This window comes from Pseudomonas sp. CCI1.1, assembly GCF_034348165.1.
GTDB classification, from domain to species: domain Bacteria; phylum Pseudomonadota; class Gammaproteobacteria; order Pseudomonadales; family Pseudomonadaceae; genus Aquipseudomonas; species Aquipseudomonas paracarnis.
Map to the genome: position 1 here is coordinate 1,887,738 of NZ_CP133780.1, position 18,126 is coordinate 1,905,863.

Here is an 18,126-nt window from a genome sequence, read left to right on the forward strand (position 1 = left end):
GCATGAACAGCACGCTTATCCAGACAGACCGTTTCACCTTGAGTGAAACCGAGCGCTCGGCCATCGAGCACGAGCTGCATCACTACGAAGACCCGCGCGCGGCGTCGATCGAAGCCCTGAAGATCGTCCAGAAGGAACGTGGCTGGGTGCCCGACGGCGCCCTCTACGCCATCGGCGAGATCCTCGGCATCCCCGCCAGCGACGTTGAAGGCGTGGCGACGTTCTACAGCCAGATCTTCCGCCAACCGGTGGGCCGCCACATCATTCGTGTGTGCGACAGCATGGTCTGCTACATCGGTGGCCATGAGTCCGTGGTCAGCGAAATCCAGGCCAAGCTGGGCATCGGCCTCGGCCAGACCACCGCCGACGGCCGCTTCACGCTGCTGCCGGTGTGCTGCCTGGGCAACTGCGACAAGGCGCCGGCGTTGATGATCGACGACGACACATTCGGTGACGTACAGCCTGCTGGCGTGACCCAATTGCTCGAGGGCTACCCATGACCCTGACCTCTTTCGGCCCGGCCAACCTGATCAAGCGTTCGGCCGAGACCCACCCGCTGACCTGGCGCTTGCGTGACGACGGCGAGCCGGTATGGCTCGACGAATACCAGGCCAAGAACGGCTACGCCGCTGCGCGCAAAGCTTTCGCCGACATGGCCCAGGACGATATCGTCCAGACCGTGAAAGACGCCGGTCTCAAGGGCCGCGGCGGCGCAGGCTTCCCCACTGGCGTGAAGTGGGGCCTGATGCCCAAGGACGAATCCATCAACATCCGCTACCTGCTGTGCAACGCGGATGAAATGGAGCCCAACACCTGGAAAGACCGCATGCTGATGGAGCAACTGCCCCATCTGCTGATCGAAGGCATGTTGATCAGTGCCCGTGCGCTCAAGACCTACCGTGGCTATATCTTCCTGCGTGGCGAGTACACCACCGCCGCCAAGCACCTCAACCGTGCAGTGGCAGAAGCCAAGGCCGCTGGCCTGTTGGGCAAGAATATCCTCGGTTCCGGTTTTGACTTCGAACTGTTCGTGCACACCGGCGCCGGGCGTTATATCTGCGGTGAAGAGACCGCACTGATCAACTCCCTCGAAGGCCGCCGCGCCAACCCGCGTTCCAAGCCGCCCTTCCCCGCCGCCGTGGGCGTGTGGGGCAAGCCGACGTGCGTGAACAACGTCGAGACCCTGTGCAACGTGCCGGCGATCATCGCCGACGGCGTGGACTGGTACAAATCCCTGGCCCGCGAAGGCAGCGAAGACATGGGCACCAAGCTCATGGGCTTCTCCGGAAAGGTCAAGAACCCTGGCCTGTGGGAACTGCCATTCGGCGTGACCGCACGCGAGCTGTTCGAGGACTACGCCGGCGGTATGCGCGACGGCTACACCTTGAAAGCCTGGCAGCCAGGCGGCGCCGGCACCGGTTTCCTGCTGCCCGAGCACCTGGATGCACAAATGTATGCCGGCGGTATCGGCAAGGTGGGCACCCGGATGGGTACCGGCCTGGCGATGGCGGTCGACAACACCGTGAACATGGTCTCGTTGCTGCGCAACATGGAGCAGTTTTTTGCCCGCGAATCCTGCGGCTTCTGCACCCCATGCCGCGACGGCCTGCCTTGGAGCGTCAAGCTGCTGATGGCCCTGGAAAATGGCGAAGGCCGCGAGGGCGACATCGAAACCCTGCTGGGTCTGGTCGGTTTCCTCGGCCCAGGCAAGACTTTCTGTGCTCACGCACCAGGCGCCGTGGAGCCATTGGGCAGCGCAATCAAATACTTCCGCTCGGAGTTCGAAGCCGGCATCGCGCCCACCAGCGCCGCCGTCCCGCCTCTGGCGAAGCCGATCGTAGTCGGCGCGTAACGCTTAAACAGGCGAAGGGTCCGTGCCCTTCGCCTGCTCATGTGCTGACGCCGTAAAGGCTGTGTAGATGCACATGAATAACAAGATTCCATTAGCCACGCCCGCTGACAACGGGCCAACGAAGAACTTTGAACCATGGCCACTATCCACGTAGACGGCAAAGCGCTCGAAGTCGATGGGGCGGACAACCTGTTACAGGCGTGTCTGTCACTCGGCCTCGACATCCCGTATTTCTGCTGGCACCCCGCGCTTGGTAGCGTCGGTGCCTGTCGCCAGTGTGCGGTCAAGCAATACACCGACGAGAACGACACCCGTGGTCGTATCGTCATGTCCTGCATGACCCCAGCCACCGACAACACCTGGATCTCCATCGACGATGAAGAATCCAAGGCGTTCCGCGCCAGCGTTGTCGAATGGCTGATGACCAACCACCCCCACGACTGCCCGGTCTGTGAGGAAGGCGGTCACTGCCACCTGCAAGACATGACGGTGATGACCGGCCACAACGAGCGCCGTTATCGCTTCACCAAGCGTACCCACCAGAACCAGGACCTCGGCCCGTTCATTTCCCACGAAATGAACCGCTGCATCGCCTGCTACCGCTGCGTGCGCTTCTATAAAGACTACGCCGGCGGCACCGACCTCGGCGTGTTCGGCGCCCACGACAACGTGTACTTCGGTCGCGTTGAAGACGGCGTGCTGGAGAGCGAGTTCTCCGGCAACCTCACCGAGGTCTGCCCGACCGGTGTGTTCACCGACAAGACCCACTCCGAGCGCTACAACCGTAAGTGGGACATGCAATTTGCGCCGAGCATCTGCCATGGCTGCTCCAGCGGTTGCAACATCTCCCCGGGCGAGCGCTACGGTGAGCTGCGTCGTATCGAAAACCGCTTCAACGGTTCGGTCAACCAGTACTTCCTGTGCGACCGTGGCCGTTTCGGCTATGGCTACGTCAACCGCGAAGACCGCCCACGCCAGCCCCAGCTGGCCGATGGCGCCAAGCTGAGCCTGGACGCAGCGCTGGATAAGGCTGCCGACCTGTTGCGCGGGCGCAATATCGTGGGTATCGGTTCGCCACGCGCCAGCCTCGAAAGCAACTTCGCGTTGCGCGAGCTGGTAGGTGCCGAACACTTCTACTGCGGTATCGAAGCCGACGAGCTGGAGCGCATCCGCCTGGTCCTGCAAGTGCTGAACGACAGCCCGCTGCCGGTACCGAACATGCGCGACATCGAAGACCACGATGCGATCTTCGTACTCGGTGAAGACCTGACCCAGACCGCTGCACGCATCGCGCTGTCGCTGCGTCAGTCGGTCAAAGGCAAGGCCGAAGAAATGGCCGACGCCATGCGCGTACAGCCTTGGCTCGACGCCGCCGTGAAGAACATCGGCCAGCACGCGCTGAACCCGCTGTTTATCGCCTCCCTGGCTGAAACCAAGCTCGACGACATCGCCGAAGAGTGCGTGCACGCCGCGCCGGACGACCTGGCCCGCCTCGGTTTCGCCGTGGCCCACGCCCTCGACGCCAGCGCACCCGCCGTTGAAGGCCTGGACGCTGAAGCTGCCGAGTTGGCCCAGCGCATTGCCGACGCCCTGCTGGCGGCCAAGCGTCCGCTGATCATTGCCGGTACCTCGTTGGGTTCCAAAGCGCTGATCGAAGCCGCCGCCAACATCGCCAAGGCCCTGAAGCTGCGCGACAAGAACGGTTCCATCAGCCTGGTGGTGCCGGAAGCCAACAGCCTGGGCCTGGCCATGCTCGGTGGCGAGTCCGTGGACGCAGCGCTGCAAGCCGTGACCGACGGCCGTGCCGACGCCATCGTGGTGCTGGAAAACGACCTGTACACCCGCACCGCTGCGGCCAAGGTTGACGCGGCACTGGACGCGGCCAAAGTACTGATCGTCGCCGACCACCAGAAGACCGCCACCAGCGACCGCGCCGATCTGGTGCTGCCAGCCGCCACCTTCGCCGAAGGCGACGGTACCCTGGTCAGCCAGGAAGGCCGCGCCCAGCGCTTCTTCCAGGTGTTCGATCCGAAGTACATGGACGCCAGCATCCTGGTGCACGAAGGCTGGCGCTGGCTGCATGCCCTGCGCGCCACCCTGCTGAACCAGCCGATCGACTGGACCCAGCTCGACCACGTGACCGCTGCCACCGCCGCCAGCGCGCCGCAGCTTGCTCGTATCGTCGATGCCGCGCCGTCCGCCGCGTTCCGCATCAAGGGCCTGAAACTGGCACGTGAGCCGCTGCGCTACTCCGGCCGCACCGCCATGCGTGCTGACATCAGCGTGCACGAGCCGCGTACCCCGCAAGACAACGACACCGCGTTTGCCTTCTCCATGGAAGGTTACTCGGGTTCGGCCGAACCGCGTCAGCAGGTGCCATTTGCCTGGTCGCCGGGCTGGAACTCGCCGCAGGCCTGGAACAAGTTCCAGGACGAAGTCGGTGGTCATATCCGCGCTGGCGACCCAGGCACTCGCCTGATCGAAAGCAGCGGTGACTCGCTGAACTGGTTCGCTGCGGTACCGCGTCCGTTCAACCCGGCGCCGGGCACCTGGCAGGTCGTGCCGTTCTTCCACCTGTTCGGCAGCGAAGAGACCTCTTCCAAGGCCGCGCCGGTTCAAGAGCGCATTCCTGCCGCCTATGTGTCCGTGGCCAAGTCCGAAGCCGACCGCCTGGGTGTCAACGACGGCGCGCTACTCAGCCTCAACGTCGCCGGCCAGACCTTGCGTCTGCCGCTGCGTATCAATGACGAGCTGGGTGCCGGCCTGGTTGCACTGCCTAAAGGCATCGCCGGTATTCCGCCTGCCATTTTCGGCAAAACCGTTGACGGTCTGCAGGAGGCAGCGCAATGACTTGGTTCACGCCGGAAGTAATTGACGTGATCATCTCGGTGGTCAAGGCCATCGTGATCCTGTTGGCCGTGGTCGTCGCTGGCGCCCTGCTCAGCTTCGTCGAACGTCGCCTGCTGGGCTGGTGGCAGGACCGTTACGGTCCGAACCGCGTTGGCCCGTTCGGCATGTTCCAGATCGCTGCCGACATGCTGAAAATGTTCTTCAAGGAAGACTGGACCCCGCCGTTTGCCGACAAGGTGATCTTCACCCTGGCACCGGTGGTCGCCATGAGCGCCTTGCTGATTGCGTTTGCGATCATCCCGATCACCCCGACCTGGGGCGTGGCGGACCTGAACATCGGCTTGCTGTTCTTCTTCGCCATGGCCGGTTTGTCGGTATACGCGGTGCTGTTCGCCGGTTGGTCGAGCAACAACAAGTTCGCCCTGCTGGGCAGCTTGCGTGCCTCGGCGCAAACCGTATCCTATGAAGTGTTCATGGGGTTGGCACTGATGGGCATCGTGGTGCAGGTTGGCTCGTTCAACATGCGCGACATCGTCGAGTACCAGGCACAGAACCTGTGGTTCATCATTCCGCAGTTCTTCGGCTTCTGCACCTTCTTCATCGCTGGCGTGGCCGTGACTCACCGTCACCCCTTCGACCAGCCGGAAGCGGAACAGGAACTGGCCGACGGTTATCACATTGAATATGCCGGCATGAAGTGGGGCATGTTCTTCGTCGGTGAGTACATCGGCATCATCTTGATCTCGGCCCTGCTGGTCACGCTGTTCTTCGGCGGCTGGCACGGTCCGTTTGGCATCCTGCCGCAGTTGGCCTTCTTCTGGTTCTTCCTGAAGACCGCGTTCTTCATCATGCTGTTCATCCTGCTGCGCGCCTCGATTCCGCGCCCGCGTTATGACCAGGTGATGGATTTCAGCTGGAGATTCTGCCTGCCGCTGACCCTGATCAATTTGCTGGTGACGGCTGCCGTCGTGTTGTTGAACACGCCAGCTGCCGCGGTTCAGTGAGGATTTGACCCATGTTCAAATATATTGGCGACATCGTTAAGGGTACCGGTACCCAGTTGCGAAGCCTGGTGATGGTGTTCGGTCACGGCTTTCGCAAACGCGACACCCTGCAATACCCCGAAGAAGCGGTGTACCTGCCGCCGCGCTATCGCGGCCGCATCGTACTGACCCGCGACCCCGACGGCGAAGAGCGTTGCGTAGCCTGCAACCTGTGCGCCGTGGCGTGCCCGGTGGGTTGCATCTCCCTGCAGAAAGCTGAAACCGAAGACGGTCGCTGGTACCCGGACTTCTTCCGCATCAACTTCTCGCGCTGCATTTTCTGCGGCCTCTGCGAGGAAGCTTGCCCGACCACCGCGATCCAGCTCACACCGGATTTCGAGATGGCCGAGTTCAAACGTCAGGACCTGGTGTACGAGAAAGAAGATCTTTTGATCGCAGGTACCGGTAAAAACCCTGATTACAACTTCTATCGTGTTGCAGGTATGGCCGTTGCCGGTAAGCCAAAAGGCGCCGCACAAAACGAAGCCGAGCCGATCAACGTGAAGAGCTTGCTGCCTTAAGGAAGAAAGATGGAATTCGCTTTCTATTTCGCATCGGGTATTGCAGTGGTGTCCACGCTTCGCGTGATCACCAACACTAACCCCGTGCACGCCCTGCTCTACCTGATCATTTCACTGATCGCCGTGGCCATGACCTTTTTCAGCCTCGGCGCACCGTTCGCCGGTGTGCTGGAAGTGATCGCCTACGCCGGCGCCATCATGGTGCTGTTCGTGTTTGTGGTGATGATGCTCAACCTGGGGCCGGCTTCGGTCGCCCAGGAGCGCGTCTGGCTCAAGCCCGGCATCTGGCTCGGCCCGGTTGTCCTCGCCGCCTTGCTGCTGGGTGAACTGCTGTATGTGCTGTTCGCTCACCAGAGCGGCCAGGCCATCGGCCACACCACCGTAGACGCGAAAGCCGTGGGCATCAGCCTGTTCGGCCCGTACCTGCTGGTGGTCGAACTGGCTTCGATGCTGCTGCTCGCCGCAGCCATCACTGCCTTCCACTTGGGCCGCAACGAAGCCAAGGAGCAATGACGATGCCTGCTATCCCTTTGGAGCATGGTCTGGCGGTCGCCGGCATCCTGTTCTGCCTTGGCCTGGTCGGCCTGATGGTTCGCCGTAACATTCTGTTCGTGTTGATGAGCCTGGAAATCATGATGAACGCCGCGGCACTGGCGTTCATTGTGGCAGGCGCACGTTGGGGCCAGCCGGATGGGCAAGTGATGTTCATCCTGGTGATCAGTCTGGCAGCCGCCGAAGCCAGTATTGGCCTGGCGATCCTGCTGCAGCTGTATCGTCGCTTCCACACGCTTGATATCGACGCTGCCAGTGAGATGCGCGGATGAACATGATCTTTCTGACTTTCGTATTCCCCCTGATCGGTTTCCTGCTGCTGTCGTTCTCTCGCGGGCGCTGGTCGGAAAACCTCTCGGCCCTGATCGGCGTGGGCTCCATCGGCCTGTCGGCCATCGTGGCCGCCTACGTCATCTGGCAATTCAACGTGGCACCGCCCGAAGGCGGTCACTACACCCTGGTGCTGTGGCAGTGGATGGCGGTCGAGGGCTTCAAGCCCAACTTCGCCCTCTACATCGACGGCCTGTCGATCACCATGCTCGGCGTGGTGGTGGGTGTGGGCTTCCTGATCCACCTGTTCGCATCCTGGTACATGCGCGGTGAAGCGGGTTACTCGCGCTTCTTCTCGTACACCAACCTGTTTATCGCCAGCATGCTGTTCCTGGTGCTGGGCGATAACCTGTTGTTCCTGTACTTCGGCTGGGAAGGCGTGGGCCTGTGCTCGTACCTGTTGATCGGTTTCTACTACAGCAACCGCAACAACGGTAACGCGGCACTCAAGGCATTTATCGTCACCCGCATCGGCGACGTGTTCATGGCCATAGGCCTGTTCATCCTGTTCCAACAGGTGGGCACGCTGAACATCCAGGAACTGCTGGTGCTGGCACCGCAGAAATTCCAGGTCGGCGACTTCTGGATCACCCTGGCCACCCTGATGCTGCTGGGCGGCGCCGTGGGTAAATCTGCGCAACTGCCACTGCAAACCTGGCTGGCGGATGCGATGGCCGGCCCTACCCCGGTGTCGGCACTGATCCACGCCGCCACCATGGTGACCGCCGGTGTCTACCTGATCGCCCGTACCCACGGCCTGTTCACCCTGGCGCCGGACATCCTGCACCTTGTAGGCATCGTGGGCGGCGTGACCCTGGTACTGGCCGGCTTCGCCGCGCTGGTGCAGACCGACATCAAACGTATCCTCGCCTACTCGACCATGAGCCAGATCGGCTACATGTTCCTGGCCCTGGGCGTTGGCGCCTGGGACGCGGCGATCTTCCACCTGATGACCCACGCGTTCTTCAAGGCCCTGCTGTTCCTCGCCTCCGGCGCCGTGATCGTGGCCTGCCACCACGAGCAGAACATCTTCAAGATGGGCGGCCTGTGGAAGAAACTGCCACTGGCGTACGCCAGCTTCATCGTCGGTGGTGCCGCCCTGGCCGCCCTGCCGCTGGTGACCGCCGGTTTCTACTCCAAGGACGAGATCCTCTGGGAAGCCTTTGCCAGCGGTAACCAGAACCTGCTGTACGCAGGCCTGGTGGGTGCGTTCATGACCTCGCTGTACACCTTCCGCCTGATCTTCATCACCTTCCACGGTGAAGCCAAGACCGAAGCGCACGCAGGCCACGGCATCTCCCACTGGTTGCCACTGTCGGTGCTGATCATCCTGTCGACCTTCGTCGGTGCGATGATCACCCCGCCACTGCACGGTGTATTGCCACAAAGCGTCGGCCATGCCGGCGGCGAAGCCCAGCACAGCCTGGAAATCGCCTCGGGCGCCATCGCCATCGCCGGTATCCTGCTGGCGGCCCTGCTGTTCCTCGGCAAGCGTCGCTTCGTGACTGCCGTGGCCAACAGTGGCATTGGTCGCTTCCTGTCGGCCTGGTGGTTCGCCGCCTGGGGCTTCGACTGGATCTACGACAAACTGTTCGTCAAACCTTACCTTGCGATCAGCCACGTGCTGCGCAAAGACCCGCTCGACCAGACCATCGGTTTGATCCCGCGTGCCGCTAAGGCCGGTCACACCGCCCTGAGCCGCAGCGAGACCGGCCAATTGCGTTGGTATGCAGCGTCCATGGCGGCCGGTGCCGTGCTGGTGATCGGCGCCATCGTCGTGGTAGCGGTCTGACTATGTTTAAGTGCACTGCGTACTTTGCAAACTTGCGAAAGGAAACGAGCCCGTCATGATTCTGCCCTGGCTAATCCTGATCCCCTTTATCGGCGGCCTGCTCTGCTGGATGGGTGAACGCTTCGGCGCCACCCTCCCCCGCTGGATTGCGTTGCTGACCATGTCCCTGGAACTCGCGCTCGGCCTCTGGCTGTGGGCCCACGGTGACTATTCATTCGCTCCGGCACCGGGTGTCGATCCCACCTTCGCGCTTGAATTCAAGCACGTGTGGATCCAGCGCTTCGGCATCAACGTGCACCTGGCCCTCGACGGCCTGTCGCTGTTGATGATCCTGCTGACCGGCCTGCTGGGTATCCTCTCGGTACTCTGCTCCTGGAAAGAGATCCAGCGTCACGTGGGCTTCTTCCACCTGAACCTGATGTGGATCCTGGGCGGCGTTGTCGGCGTGTTCCTCGCCCTCGACCTGTTCATGTTCTTCTTCTTCTGGGAAATGATGCTGGTGCCGATGTACTTCCTCATCGCGCTCTGGGGTCACAGTTCTTCGGACGGCAAGAAAACCCGGATCTACGCAGCGACCAAGTTCTTCATCTTTACCCAGGCTTCCGGCCTGATCATGTTGGTGGCGATCCTGGGTCTGGTCCTGGTCAACTTCAACAACACCGGCGTGATTACCTTCAACTACGCCGACCTGTTGAAAACCAAGATGTCGCTGACCACCGAGTACGTGCTGATGCTGGGCTTCTTCATCGCCTTCGCGGTGAAGCTGCCGGTGGTGCCGTTCCACTCCTGGTTGCCTGACGCCCACGCCCAGGCGCCGACTGCCGGCTCTGTGGACCTCGCCGGTATCCTGTTGAAGACCGCTGCCTACGGCCTGCTGCGTTTCGCCCTGCCGCTGTTCCCGAATGCCTCGGCCGAGTTCGCGCCGATTGCCATGACCCTGGGTCTGATCGGGATCTTCTACGGTGCGTTCCTGGCCTTCGCCCAAACCGACATCAAGCGTCTGATTGCCTTCTCGTCCGTTTCCCACATGGGTTTCGTACTGATCGGCATCTACTCCGGCAGCCAGCTGGCGTTGCAAGGCGCAGTGATCCAGATGTTGGCCCACGGTGTTTCGGCCGCTGCCCTCTTTATCCTCAGTGGCCAGCTGTACGAACGCCTGCACACCCGTGACATGCGTGAGATGGGTGGCGTGTGGTCGCGCATCGCATACCTGCCGGCGATCAGCCTGTTCTTCGCCGCCGCATCCCTCGGCTTGCCGGGTACCGGTAACTTCATCGGCGAGTTCCTGATCCTGATGGGTGCCTTTGTGCAGACGCCGTGGATCAGTGCCATTGCTACCTCCGGCCTGGTGTTCGGTTCGGTCTACTCGCTGATCATGATCCACCGCGCCTACTTCGGCCCGGCCAAGTCCGACACCGTCCTGCAAGGCATGGACGCGCGCGAACTGATCATGGTGCTCGGCCTTGCGGTACTGCTGATCTTCATCGGCGTGTACCCGCAACCGTTCCTGGACACTTCTGCCGCAACGATGCATGGCGTGCAGCAGTGGTTCGGCACCGCCTTCTCCCAACTCGCTTCGGCCCGGTAAGAGCGCTATGGAATTCACGATCCAACACTTTATCGCGCTTGCGCCGCTGCTGATTACCAGCCTCACCATCGTGGTGGTGATGCTGGCAATCGCCTGGCGCCGCAATCACTCGCAAACGTTCCTGCTGTCCTGCGCCGGGTTGAACCTGGCCCTGCTGTCGATCATCCCGGCCCTCAAGGTCGCGCCACTGGCAGTCACGCCATTGATGATGGTCGATGACTTCGCGCTGCTGTACATCGCCCTGATCCTGGTGGCGACCCTGGCCTGCGTCACCCTCGCCCACGCCTACCTCGGCGAAGGCGGCACCGGCTACCCGGGGAACCGCGAAGAGCTGTACCTGCTGATCCTGCTGGCTGCGGCCGGCGGTATCGTGCTGGTCAGCGCGCAGCACCTGGCTGGCTTGTTCATCGGCCTGGAACTGCTGTCGATCCCGACCTACGGCCTGGTGGCCTATGCCTTCTTCAATAAACGCTCCCTGGAAGCCGGCATCAAGTACATGGTGCTGTCGGCAGCCGGTTCCGCGTTCCTGTTGTTCGGTATGGCCCTGCTCTACGCCGAAGCCGGCAGCCTGAGCTTCACCGGTATCGGCCACGCGCTGGCCGCCACCAACAGCCCGGCGCCGATTGCCCAGTTGGGCCTGGCGATGATGCTGATCGGCCTGGCGTTCAAGCTGTCGCTGGTGCCATTCCACCTGTGGACCCCAGACGTGTACGAAGGCGCCCCGGCGCCGGTGGCGGCGTTCCTGGCCACCGCGTCGAAAGTGGCGGTGTTTGCGGTGATGGTGCGTCTGTTCCAGATCTCCCCCGCCGCCAACACCGGCGTGCTGAGCAACGTGCTGACGGTGATCGCCATTGCGTCGATCCTGTTCGGTAACCTGCTGGCGCTGACCCAGAACAACCTCAAGCGTCTGCTGGGTTATTCGTCCATCGCCCACTTCGGCTACCTGCTGATCGCCTTGGTGGCGAGCAAAGGCCTGGCCGTGGAAGCCATTGGCGTGTACCTGGTCACCTACGTGATCACCAGCCTGGGTGCGTTCGGCGTCATCACCTTGATGTCGTCGCCGTACAAAGGCCGTGACGCCGACGCCCTGTACGAATACCGCGGCCTGTTCTGGCGCCGTCCGTACCTGACCGCCGTACTCACCGTAATGATGCTGTCCCTGGCCGGTATTCCGCTGACGGCGGGCTTTATCGGCAAGTTCTACATCGTCGCGACCGGTGTTGAAGCCCACGAGTGGTGGTTGGTAGCGTCCCTGGTACTGGGCAGCGCCATCGGCGTGTTCTACTACCTGCGCGTGATGGTCACCCTGTACCTGATCGAGCCAAACCTGCGCCGTGTGGATGCCGAGCTGCACTGGGAACAGAAAGCCGGTGGCGTCATGCTGCTGGCCATCGCCCTGCTCGCGTTCTTCCTGGGCGTGTACCCACAACCGTTGCTCACACTGGTGCAGCACGCGGTGCTGGGCGTTTGATCGCTTAGATTGATGCAGTAAACAGAACGGCGCCTTTGGGCGCCGTTTTGCGTTTCAGGGGCGAGGTATTAGAGAGGCGGTGCATTCACCGTCGCCTTCGCGGGCAAGCCCGCTCCCACAGGGGAACACGTTCCCATTGTGGGAGCGGGCTTGCCCGCGAAGGCGCCAGACCAAACACCCCAGAACTGTCTGGCCCAATACAGGGTAGACAAAAAAACGCCCCGACTTATAGCGGGGCGTTTTTTATTCAAACCTGGGATTGGTCAAGGCCGCAACCTTAGAACGCAATACCCACCTTGAAACCATACTCATCACGCTTGAGCTTGGTGTTATCGGCCACATAGGAGTCGTCGTCGAGCTTGTACTCGGTACGCGTGTAGTACAAGCCCGCCATCACCGGCAGGTCGCCCTTCTGGTTCATCAGCAGGCTGACTTCGGCATAAGGGTTGGTGCGGTCCTTGAGGTCCACGCTGTCGCTGCCAACGCCGTCCACCTTGAGCTTGGCGCGACCGTCGATGGTGCGACGGGCGCCGGCTTCAACGCGCAGGGTCATGTCATCGAACTGGTGGTTGTAGCCCAGCGCGGCCTTGGCAAACGGCGACTTGTTGGTGAGCTTCATGTCGTAGCCATTGGTGTCCGGCTCGTAGCGGGTCCAGGTGTAACCACCACCCACGATCACGTCGACGAAGTTGCGCGCATCCAGCGCGGCACGCCAGCCGAGGTCGAGGTCAGCCTGGCCTTCCTTGAGCTTGTTATCGCTCTTCTCGCCGTACTTGGCTTCGATACCGGCCTGGTAGATAAAGCCCGACTCGGCGGTGAGCTTGTTGCCGAAGTTGTAGAACAGGCCCGCTTCGGGCATGTGCTCCTTGTCGCTTTCGCTGCCGCCTTCAAGTTTGAAGTCGTTGTAGCTGCCCATGATCCCGAACGTGGAAATCGGGTCGGTGGAGGGTGCAGCAAACACCACGCCTGGCGCAGCTACCAGGGCCAGCAGCGAGGTGCTCTTGATGAATTTTCCGAATAGTTTGGACATCGTTTTACATCTCCATTTTAAGGTGGGCAAAGTATTCAGGAATCGGTTCGAACCCTCGCGTTTGCGAAAAGTTCGAACTGATTTGCACCAAAATGGAGAAAAAACGGTTCAGCGAAGGCTCTATCTCAATATTCTTCAGGATTCATGCGAATAAGGCGTTCGACGGCTTCGCGCAGTTGAGGCTGATCCGGCAGCCGAATGCCGAAGGTGTCGCGCAATAGCCCGAGCAGTTCATCGGCATTCTCAAGCGTGCGCTTTTCGCTGGGTCGATCCAGGTAATGAAGCGCATAGCGGGCGTTGGCCAAAGTATGACGTTGGCCGGGAGCCAGTAGCGCCGCTTTCAATTGCCCCACGAACGGTGACCCCGGGTGCGTTGAGACATACCAGTTGCCGATTTCGTAGTCGATATCGGCCTGCACTTGCAGGTCGAACACATACAAGCCACGCCACTCCTCACCGACCTGGGCCCACAACGTGTAGCTGCCCTGATGGTGTGTCAGGCGAAAAGGCTCATGGGCCGTGGTCTGGGGCGCTTCGTTGTCCAGTTGCAACGGGCTGCTGGGGACCATGCCACCGAAGCCCACATCGGTGATATAGCGCACGCCATCAACGGTCACCAGGCTCAGACGGTGAGTACGCCCGGTGTGGGCGTCCGGTGGCCCGCCAATCACCACACGACCGGTGATGCCACGGGCGTCAAAACCGAGCGCCTGCAACAGCGCCAGGAACAGCTGGTTCAACTCATAGCAATAGCCGCCGCGTCCCTGGTGCAACACCTTCTGCGCGACGCTTGGCAGGTCAATCGGCACCGGCACCTGCATCAGGGTCGACAGGCTTTCAAAGGCGAAGGTGCACACATGGCGCAGTTGCAAGTCCCGCAGGGTCTGCAAGGTCGGCGCCGGTGGCGAGGCATAGCCCAGGCGTTGCAGGTACAGGCGGCTATCCGTGGGGGTGAGCATGGCGCGATCCTCGGGCGCAGGGCAAGAGCGTCACTATGCCGCGCCTCTGCGTACGTTGTCATTTTGAATGAACCTTTTAGAACGACGGCCTATCCATCTATAACAAGACAGGGAGGCAACATGAGTACCGCAAAAATCTACACCATCCACTATCAGCTACACGGTAAACCCAAGTCTTTCGTGGTGCGCGCCGAGGTGATGAACAACGCTGAAGCTTGGCACTGGGCGGCCGTTGATGCCGACATTGCGCATGTCAGCCGCATCGGTCGCGTTGGTCACGAGCAAGTGAAAAAAACTACCCGGCCCTGGGCGGAAAAATACGGTATCAGCGACGTCAGCTGGAACCCGCCCAAATAAACAAAGCCCCGCACAACGGCGGGGCTCGGTTCACTTCTTCAAGTCGCCCAACGGATCGTAGGGCGGTTTTTTCTCAGATGACTTTTTCTCATCCAGCGGTGCAATAGCCGGGCCTACCGGATCAACCTGCGGGTCGGCCACATCGGGCGAGTCCGGGTCAAAACCCAGCTCATCCTTACCACTGGCGTGCTCGTTGGAGTGGGGACCATCGGTACGTTTGTTCATCACATGCTCCTGCTAAAGCGGGCGCGCTTTGTCGTGGAGGTTTTCCAGGTCTTCTTCGACGCGCTCCACATCGTTGTCGGGGCCACGCTCTTTGGGATCGTTGGGACGCAGTGCATCGTTGTCGCGCTCCTCTTCACCCGGCGTGCGGTTAGGATCCGGTGTACCCGGCGGTGGCTGCTTGTGTTCAGACATGACGGCATACCTCATGGGGGCTTCACAGGTTTAGAGAAACCGTGCGCAGCCATCGTTCAACTTCATTGTTGCAAGCATGAGAAGATAAGCGCCCTTTCTGGAGACCTGAACCGGATGTTCGAGCTCAAACCCTGCGACCCCGTCACCTACCGTCAACAAACCCGCCGCAGCACGCTGATCGTGGCCGTGCTATTCCTGGCCCTGGCCATGCTGCTGTCGAGCCTGGCGGTGATGCTGTTCGGCGAACCTGGCGGTGACAACTTTCGCTTCAATGTCGGCGGTGTATTTGCCGCTGTGTTGATCGTCTTGGCGCTGGTGCGTGGTCCGTTCTGGAGCCAGGCCTGGTTGGCGCCAGCGGTGTATGGCTGGCAGCTCAAGCGCAGCCTGATGAGCGTGACCAACGTGATGCACAAGGTCACCGAGCGGGTACAAGCTAACGACCCCACCGCCATCAAGCTGTTGCGTTTCTATCACTTGGGGCTGACGCAGATGCATGAGCTGGACGCCAACTCCAGCGCCCAGGCGCAACTGGTCGGCGAGATTGACGCACACAAGGCGAAGATGCACGCGATGGGGATCGATACCGAACAAACCCGGCTCGATCCCGCGTGGCTGGAAACGCTCAAAAGCGCTTGAGGCGTACCTCAGGACGCAGGCAAAAAGCAGTTAAAAAACCAGATTCAGGTCCAGGCGCCCTTCCCTCACCGGCGGGCACCAGTAATAGCCACCGGTCAGCGGCTTGCTGATGCGATACAGGCCATCGACGATCCCGTCCTCCAACCCGCTCATACGCCGAAGCTGGGCCTCAAACGCATCGAAGGAATGCCCGAAGGCGAGAAACATCAACCCCGCTTGGCCGTTCTCGGCCCAGGGCATCGAACGACGTACCACGAAGGCTTCCGGGGTAAAGCTCTCCTGAGCCGTGCGTTTGGTATGGGCCGATTCCGGGGCGTCTTCAAGTTCTTCGTTGTCGCCATGGCGACGGCCGATAATGTGATCACGCTCCTGGGCAGGCAATGCGGCGAAACCGTCGAGATCGTGCTGCCATTGCTGGATCGCGGCAAAGCTGGCGCCGCTGTCGGTCAACGCCGCTTCCACGGCGGCATCGTCGTGAGGGTTCTCTGTGCCGTCTTCGTAGTCGGTCAGGTCAAAACCGGTCTTGTAGCGGAAGCCTTCAATCGATTGCACCAGGGCAAACGCCGGGGCCAGGGCTTTTTCGACGGCCCGGCTGCGCAGCAGCAACTCACCGCGATCCACCCCATGCAGCCATACCCACAACGCCTGCTGGGTGGACGGGTTGTGCGCGCCAGGGGCGCTTACTGAGGGAAATGCGCGCAGCCCTTCAATCTCGGCGCCCAGTGCCTTTACCAGCGGCTCACCGAAACCGACCACCGCCTGCGCATCCGTCAGTTGCACCAGCGCGTCCAATGCTGCGGGCACGGCTTGCAGGGAATCGAGGGCGAAAAACAGATGGCGGGCCTGCAAAGGCACCGGTGCGGCAAGAATGCCCGGCTGGTACTGACTCATGTGAACTCCTTCTGAAAAGCCGCGCAGTTTACCCGGCGCGCACCGCGCTGCGAACAACAATGCGCGTAAGCCTTGCCTTAGAGCCGTCAGTTGGGTGACTCTCTAGTCATGTTTTGCAACTATTCCAGGGGTAGCGACATGACCACCAGCAACCTGCTCGCCCAGCTGTTTCCCACTTCCGTCTCCCAGATTCCGGAGCAATTTCGCCTGGCGGCGCCCATTGAACAGCGCGACTACCTGGTCGATGGCCAACTGCGGGTGTGGAGCGGCCCGCTTGCACGCGTGCAAAGCCCGGTGCAGTTGGGCGATGAACGCGTGCATATCGGCAGCACGCCGCTGCTGGACGCCGAGACCGCCCTAACCGCGCTGGATGCGGCGGTGCGTGCTTATGACCGTGGCCAGGGTGAGTGGCCGACGATGCGCGTTGTTGAGCGCATCCAGCACGTCGAGGCGTTTTTGCGGCGTATGCGCGAACAGCGCGACGCGGTGGTGAAACTGCTCATGTGGGAAATCGGCAAGAACCTTAAGGACTCGCAGAAAGAATTCGACCGCACCTGCGACTACATCACCGACACCATCAATGCCCTCAAGGAGCTTGACCGCCGCAGTAGCCGCTTCGAACTGGAGCAGGACACCCTCGGACAAATCCGCCGCGTGCCCCTGGGCGTGGCGCTGTGCATGGGGCCTTACAACTACCCCTTGAACGAGACCTTCACCACGCTGATCCCAGCCTTGATCATGGGCAATACCGTGGTGTTCAAGCCGGCCAAGCTCGGTGTGCTGTTGATCCGCCCGTTGCTAGAGGCGTTCCGCGACAGCTTCCCGGCCGGGGTGATCAACGTGATCTACGGCAGCGGCCGCGAGACCGTGAGCGCGCTGATGGCCAGCGGCAAGATCGATATCTTTGCATTTATCGGCACCAACAAGGCCGCCAGTGATTTGAAAAAACTGCACCCCAAGCCACACCGTTTGCGTGCTGCGCTGGGCCTGGATGCCAAAAACCCGGGGATCGTGCTGCCCGAAGTGGACTTGGACAACGCGGTGAACGAAGCCGTCACCGGCTCGCTGTCGTTCAACGGCCAGCGTTGCACCGCGTTGAAGATCCTGTTCGTGCATGAAGACGTGGTCGAGCGCTTTATCGAGAAATTCAACGCCAAGCTGGCGACGCTCAAGCCCGGCATGCCGTGGGAGGATGGCGTGGCGCTGACGCCACTGCCGGAAGTGGGCAAGGTCGATTACCTCAGCGAACTGGTGGCCGATGCGGCGCGCCATGGCGCCAAGGTCATGAACCCCGAGGGCGGCAGCAGCCGTGGTTCGTTCTTCTACCCGGCAGTGCTGTACCCGGTGAACCCGCAGATGCGCGTCTATCACGAAGAGCAATTCGGCCCCGTGGTGCCGATCGTGCCCTATCGCGACCTGGAGACCGTGATCGACTACGTGCTGGACTCGGACTTCGGCCAGCAGTTGAGCCTCTTCGGCACCGACCCCGTGGCAGTCGGACGCCTGGTGGACACCTTCGCCAACCAGGTGGGCCGTATCAATATCAACGCCCAATGCCAGCGCGGGCCGGACACATTCCCCTTCAACGGGCGCAAGAACTCGGCCGAGGGCACGTTGTCGGTGCATGACGCCTTGCGCGTGTTCTCGATCCGAACTTTGGTGGCGACCAAGTTCCAGGAGAGTAACAAGGCGTTGGTCAGCGATATTTTGCGCAACCGCGATTCGAGCTTCCTGACCACCGACTACATCTTCTGAAGCCAACCCCGTTCCAATGTGCAGACAGGTCAGTGTGGGAGCTGGCTTGCCTGCGATGCCAGCTCCTCGGTCTTTCAGTCTG

18 protein-coding genes are annotated in these 18,126 nt (G+C 61.4%); 13 read left to right on the forward strand and 5 right to left on the reverse strand.

Annotated features, from left to right (window positions below; genetic code table 11):
- Positions 1 to 2: 2 nt before the first annotated feature.
- The 10 genes from nuoE to nuoN all read left to right on the forward strand — a co-directional run bounded on the left by nuoE (position 3) and on the right by nuoN (position 11,999).
- Entirely contained in the window at positions 3 to 500 is a 498-nt protein-coding gene (gene nuoE / locus RHM69_RS08090; RefSeq protein ID WP_003232080.1) for an NADH-quinone oxidoreductase subunit NuoE, read from the forward strand.
- On the forward strand, positions 497 to 1,852 hold the full coding sequence (nuoF, locus tag RHM69_RS08095; protein WP_005789119.1) for an NADH-quinone oxidoreductase subunit NuoF: 1,356 nt from the start codon (positions 497 to 499) through the stop codon (positions 1,850 to 1,852). Before nuoE ends, nuoF begins: the two co-directional genes overlap by 4 nt.
- Before the next feature lie 135 nt (positions 1,853 to 1,987).
- Positions 1,988 to 4,702: an NADH-quinone oxidoreductase subunit NuoG gene (gene nuoG / locus RHM69_RS08100; protein ID WP_014718910.1), complete on the forward strand. Its 2,715-nt coding sequence runs from the start codon at positions 1,988 to 1,990 to the stop codon at positions 4,700 to 4,702.
- Positions 4,699 to 5,706: an NADH-quinone oxidoreductase subunit NuoH gene (gene nuoH / locus RHM69_RS08105; RefSeq protein ID WP_003174724.1), complete on the forward strand. Its 1,008-nt coding sequence runs from the start codon at positions 4,699 to 4,701 to the stop codon at positions 5,704 to 5,706. Before nuoG ends, nuoH begins: the two co-directional genes overlap by 4 nt.
- Before the next feature lie 11 nt (positions 5,707 to 5,717).
- Positions 5,718 to 6,266: an NADH-quinone oxidoreductase subunit NuoI gene (gene nuoI / locus RHM69_RS08110; RefSeq protein ID WP_014718911.1), complete on the forward strand. Its 549-nt coding sequence runs from the start codon at positions 5,718 to 5,720 to the stop codon at positions 6,264 to 6,266.
- A 9-nt stretch (positions 6,267 to 6,275) separates the two neighbouring features.
- A complete protein-coding gene (gene nuoJ, locus RHM69_RS08115; RefSeq protein ID WP_003174726.1) occupies positions 6,276 to 6,779 on the forward strand; it encodes an NADH-quinone oxidoreductase subunit J in 504 nt (167 codons plus the stop codon).
- Between the two features lie 2 nt (positions 6,780 to 6,781).
- Entirely contained in the window at positions 6,782 to 7,090 is a 309-nt protein-coding gene (gene nuoK / locus RHM69_RS08120; RefSeq protein ID WP_003174727.1) for an NADH-quinone oxidoreductase subunit NuoK, read from the forward strand.
- Entirely contained in the window at positions 7,087 to 8,940 is a 1,854-nt protein-coding gene (gene nuoL, locus RHM69_RS08125) for an NADH-quinone oxidoreductase subunit L (RefSeq protein ID WP_014718912.1), read from the forward strand. Before nuoK ends, nuoL begins: the two co-directional genes overlap by 4 nt.
- A gap of 55 nt (positions 8,941 to 8,995) precedes the next feature.
- Positions 8,996 to 10,528: an NADH-quinone oxidoreductase subunit M gene (nuoM, locus tag RHM69_RS08130; protein ID WP_014718913.1), complete on the forward strand. Its 1,533-nt coding sequence runs from the start codon at positions 8,996 to 8,998 to the stop codon at positions 10,526 to 10,528.
- 7 nt (positions 10,529 to 10,535) lie between these two features.
- Positions 10,536 to 11,999, forward strand: coding sequence for an NADH-quinone oxidoreductase subunit NuoN (gene nuoN / locus RHM69_RS08135; RefSeq protein ID WP_003174731.1), 1,464 nt, complete (start codon positions 10,536 to 10,538; stop codon positions 11,997 to 11,999).
- A gap of 277 nt (positions 12,000 to 12,276) precedes the next feature.
- Here nuoN and RHM69_RS08140 read toward each other — a convergent pair whose 3' ends face one another.
- Together RHM69_RS08140 and RHM69_RS08145 are read right to left on the reverse strand one after the other, a co-directional pair.
- Positions 12,277 to 13,029, reverse strand: coding sequence for an outer membrane beta-barrel protein (locus tag RHM69_RS08140; RefSeq protein WP_014718916.1), 753 nt, complete (start codon positions 13,027 to 13,029; stop codon positions 12,277 to 12,279).
- Positions 13,030 to 13,154: 125 nt separating this feature from the next.
- The gene (locus RHM69_RS08145) at positions 13,155 to 13,988 is read right to left on the reverse strand and encodes an arylamine N-acetyltransferase family protein (RefSeq protein WP_020302315.1); all 834 of its coding nucleotides are present in this window, start codon (positions 13,986 to 13,988) and stop codon (positions 13,155 to 13,157) included.
- Between the two features lie 120 nt (positions 13,989 to 14,108).
- Between RHM69_RS08145 and RHM69_RS08150 the strand changes: the two genes are divergently transcribed.
- Positions 14,109 to 14,345 carry a DUF6555 family protein gene (locus RHM69_RS08150; RefSeq protein WP_014718918.1) on the forward strand — a complete coding sequence of 79 codons (237 nt, stop codon included), beginning with the start codon at positions 14,109 to 14,111 and terminating at the stop codon, positions 14,343 to 14,345.
- 30 nt (positions 14,346 to 14,375) lie between these two features.
- Here the strand turns inward: RHM69_RS08150 and RHM69_RS08155 are convergent, their stop codons facing one another.
- Positions 14,376 to 14,570, reverse strand: coding sequence for a DUF6021 family protein (locus RHM69_RS08155; protein WP_005789138.1), 195 nt, complete (start codon positions 14,568 to 14,570; stop codon positions 14,376 to 14,378).
- A 12-nt stretch (positions 14,571 to 14,582) separates the two neighbouring features.
- Entirely contained in the window at positions 14,583 to 14,762 is a 180-nt protein-coding gene (locus tag RHM69_RS08160) for a hypothetical protein (protein WP_014718919.1), read from the reverse strand.
- Between the two features lie 114 nt (positions 14,763 to 14,876).
- Here RHM69_RS08160 and RHM69_RS08165 point away from each other — a divergent pair, with 114 nt between their 5' ends.
- Positions 14,877 to 15,398: a DUF3087 family protein gene (locus RHM69_RS08165; RefSeq protein WP_014718920.1), complete on the forward strand. Its 522-nt coding sequence runs from the start codon at positions 14,877 to 14,879 to the stop codon at positions 15,396 to 15,398.
- A 30-nt stretch (positions 15,399 to 15,428) separates the two neighbouring features.
- On the opposite strand, the gene RHM69_RS08170 is transcribed toward RHM69_RS08165, so the two are convergent.
- On the reverse strand, positions 15,429 to 16,289 hold the full coding sequence (locus RHM69_RS08170; protein ID WP_200599913.1) for a Dyp-type peroxidase: 861 nt from the start codon (positions 16,287 to 16,289) through the stop codon (positions 15,429 to 15,431).
- A 138-nt stretch (positions 16,290 to 16,427) separates the two neighbouring features.
- Here RHM69_RS08170 and RHM69_RS08175 point away from each other — a divergent pair, with 138 nt between their 5' ends.
- Positions 16,428 to 18,044, forward strand: coding sequence for an NADP-dependent glyceraldehyde-3-phosphate dehydrogenase (locus RHM69_RS08175; RefSeq protein WP_200599915.1), 1,617 nt, complete (start codon positions 16,428 to 16,430; stop codon positions 18,042 to 18,044).
- The last annotated feature ends 82 nt before the right edge of the window (positions 18,045 to 18,126 follow it).

What these genes read in the sequence shown, in the direction of transcription:
- nuoI (WP_014718911.1), top strand. Translation starts at nt 5,718, where the DNA reads ATGTTCAAATATATTGGCGACATCGTTAAGGGTACCGGTACCCAGTTG.
- nuoL (WP_014718912.1), top strand. Translation starts at nt 7,087, where the DNA reads ATGAACATGATCTTTCTGACTTTCGTATTCCCCCTGATCGGTTTCCTG.
- nuoH (WP_003174724.1), top strand. Translation starts at nt 4,699, where the DNA reads ATGACTTGGTTCACGCCGGAAGTAATTGACGTGATCATCTCGGTGGTC.
- nuoG (WP_014718910.1), top strand. Translation starts at nt 1,988, where the DNA reads ATGGCCACTATCCACGTAGACGGCAAAGCGCTCGAAGTCGATGGGGCG.
- RHM69_RS08140 (WP_014718916.1), bottom strand. Translation starts at nt 13,029, where the DNA reads ATGTCCAAACTATTCGGAAAATTCATCAAGAGCACCTCGCTGCTGGCC.
- nuoN (WP_003174731.1), top strand. Translation starts at nt 10,536, where the DNA reads ATGGAATTCACGATCCAACACTTTATCGCGCTTGCGCCGCTGCTGATT.
- RHM69_RS08160 (WP_014718919.1), bottom strand. Translation starts at nt 14,762, where the DNA reads ATGTCTGAACACAAGCAGCCACCGCCGGGTACACCGGATCCTAACCGC.
- RHM69_RS08165 (WP_014718920.1), top strand. Translation starts at nt 14,877, where the DNA reads ATGTTCGAGCTCAAACCCTGCGACCCCGTCACCTACCGTCAACAAACC.
- nuoK (WP_003174727.1), top strand. Translation starts at nt 6,782, where the DNA reads ATGCCTGCTATCCCTTTGGAGCATGGTCTGGCGGTCGCCGGCATCCTG.
- RHM69_RS08150 (WP_014718918.1), top strand. Translation starts at nt 14,109, where the DNA reads ATGAGTACCGCAAAAATCTACACCATCCACTATCAGCTACACGGTAAA.
- RHM69_RS08175 (WP_200599915.1), top strand. Translation starts at nt 16,428, where the DNA reads ATGACCACCAGCAACCTGCTCGCCCAGCTGTTTCCCACTTCCGTCTCC.
- nuoM (WP_014718913.1), top strand. Translation starts at nt 8,996, where the DNA reads ATGATTCTGCCCTGGCTAATCCTGATCCCCTTTATCGGCGGCCTGCTC.
- RHM69_RS08170 (WP_200599913.1), bottom strand. Translation starts at nt 16,289, where the DNA reads ATGAGTCAGTACCAGCCGGGCATTCTTGCCGCACCGGTGCCTTTGCAG.
- RHM69_RS08145 (WP_020302315.1), bottom strand. Translation starts at nt 13,988, where the DNA reads ATGCTCACCCCCACGGATAGCCGCCTGTACCTGCAACGCCTGGGCTAT.
- nuoF (WP_005789119.1), top strand. Translation starts at nt 497, where the DNA reads ATGACCCTGACCTCTTTCGGCCCGGCCAACCTGATCAAGCGTTCGGCC.
- RHM69_RS08155 (WP_005789138.1), bottom strand. Translation starts at nt 14,570, where the DNA reads ATGAACAAACGTACCGATGGTCCCCACTCCAACGAGCACGCCAGTGGT.
- nuoE (WP_003232080.1), top strand. Translation starts at nt 3, where the DNA reads ATGAACAGCACGCTTATCCAGACAGACCGTTTCACCTTGAGTGAAACC.
- nuoJ (WP_003174726.1), top strand. Translation starts at nt 6,276, where the DNA reads ATGGAATTCGCTTTCTATTTCGCATCGGGTATTGCAGTGGTGTCCACG.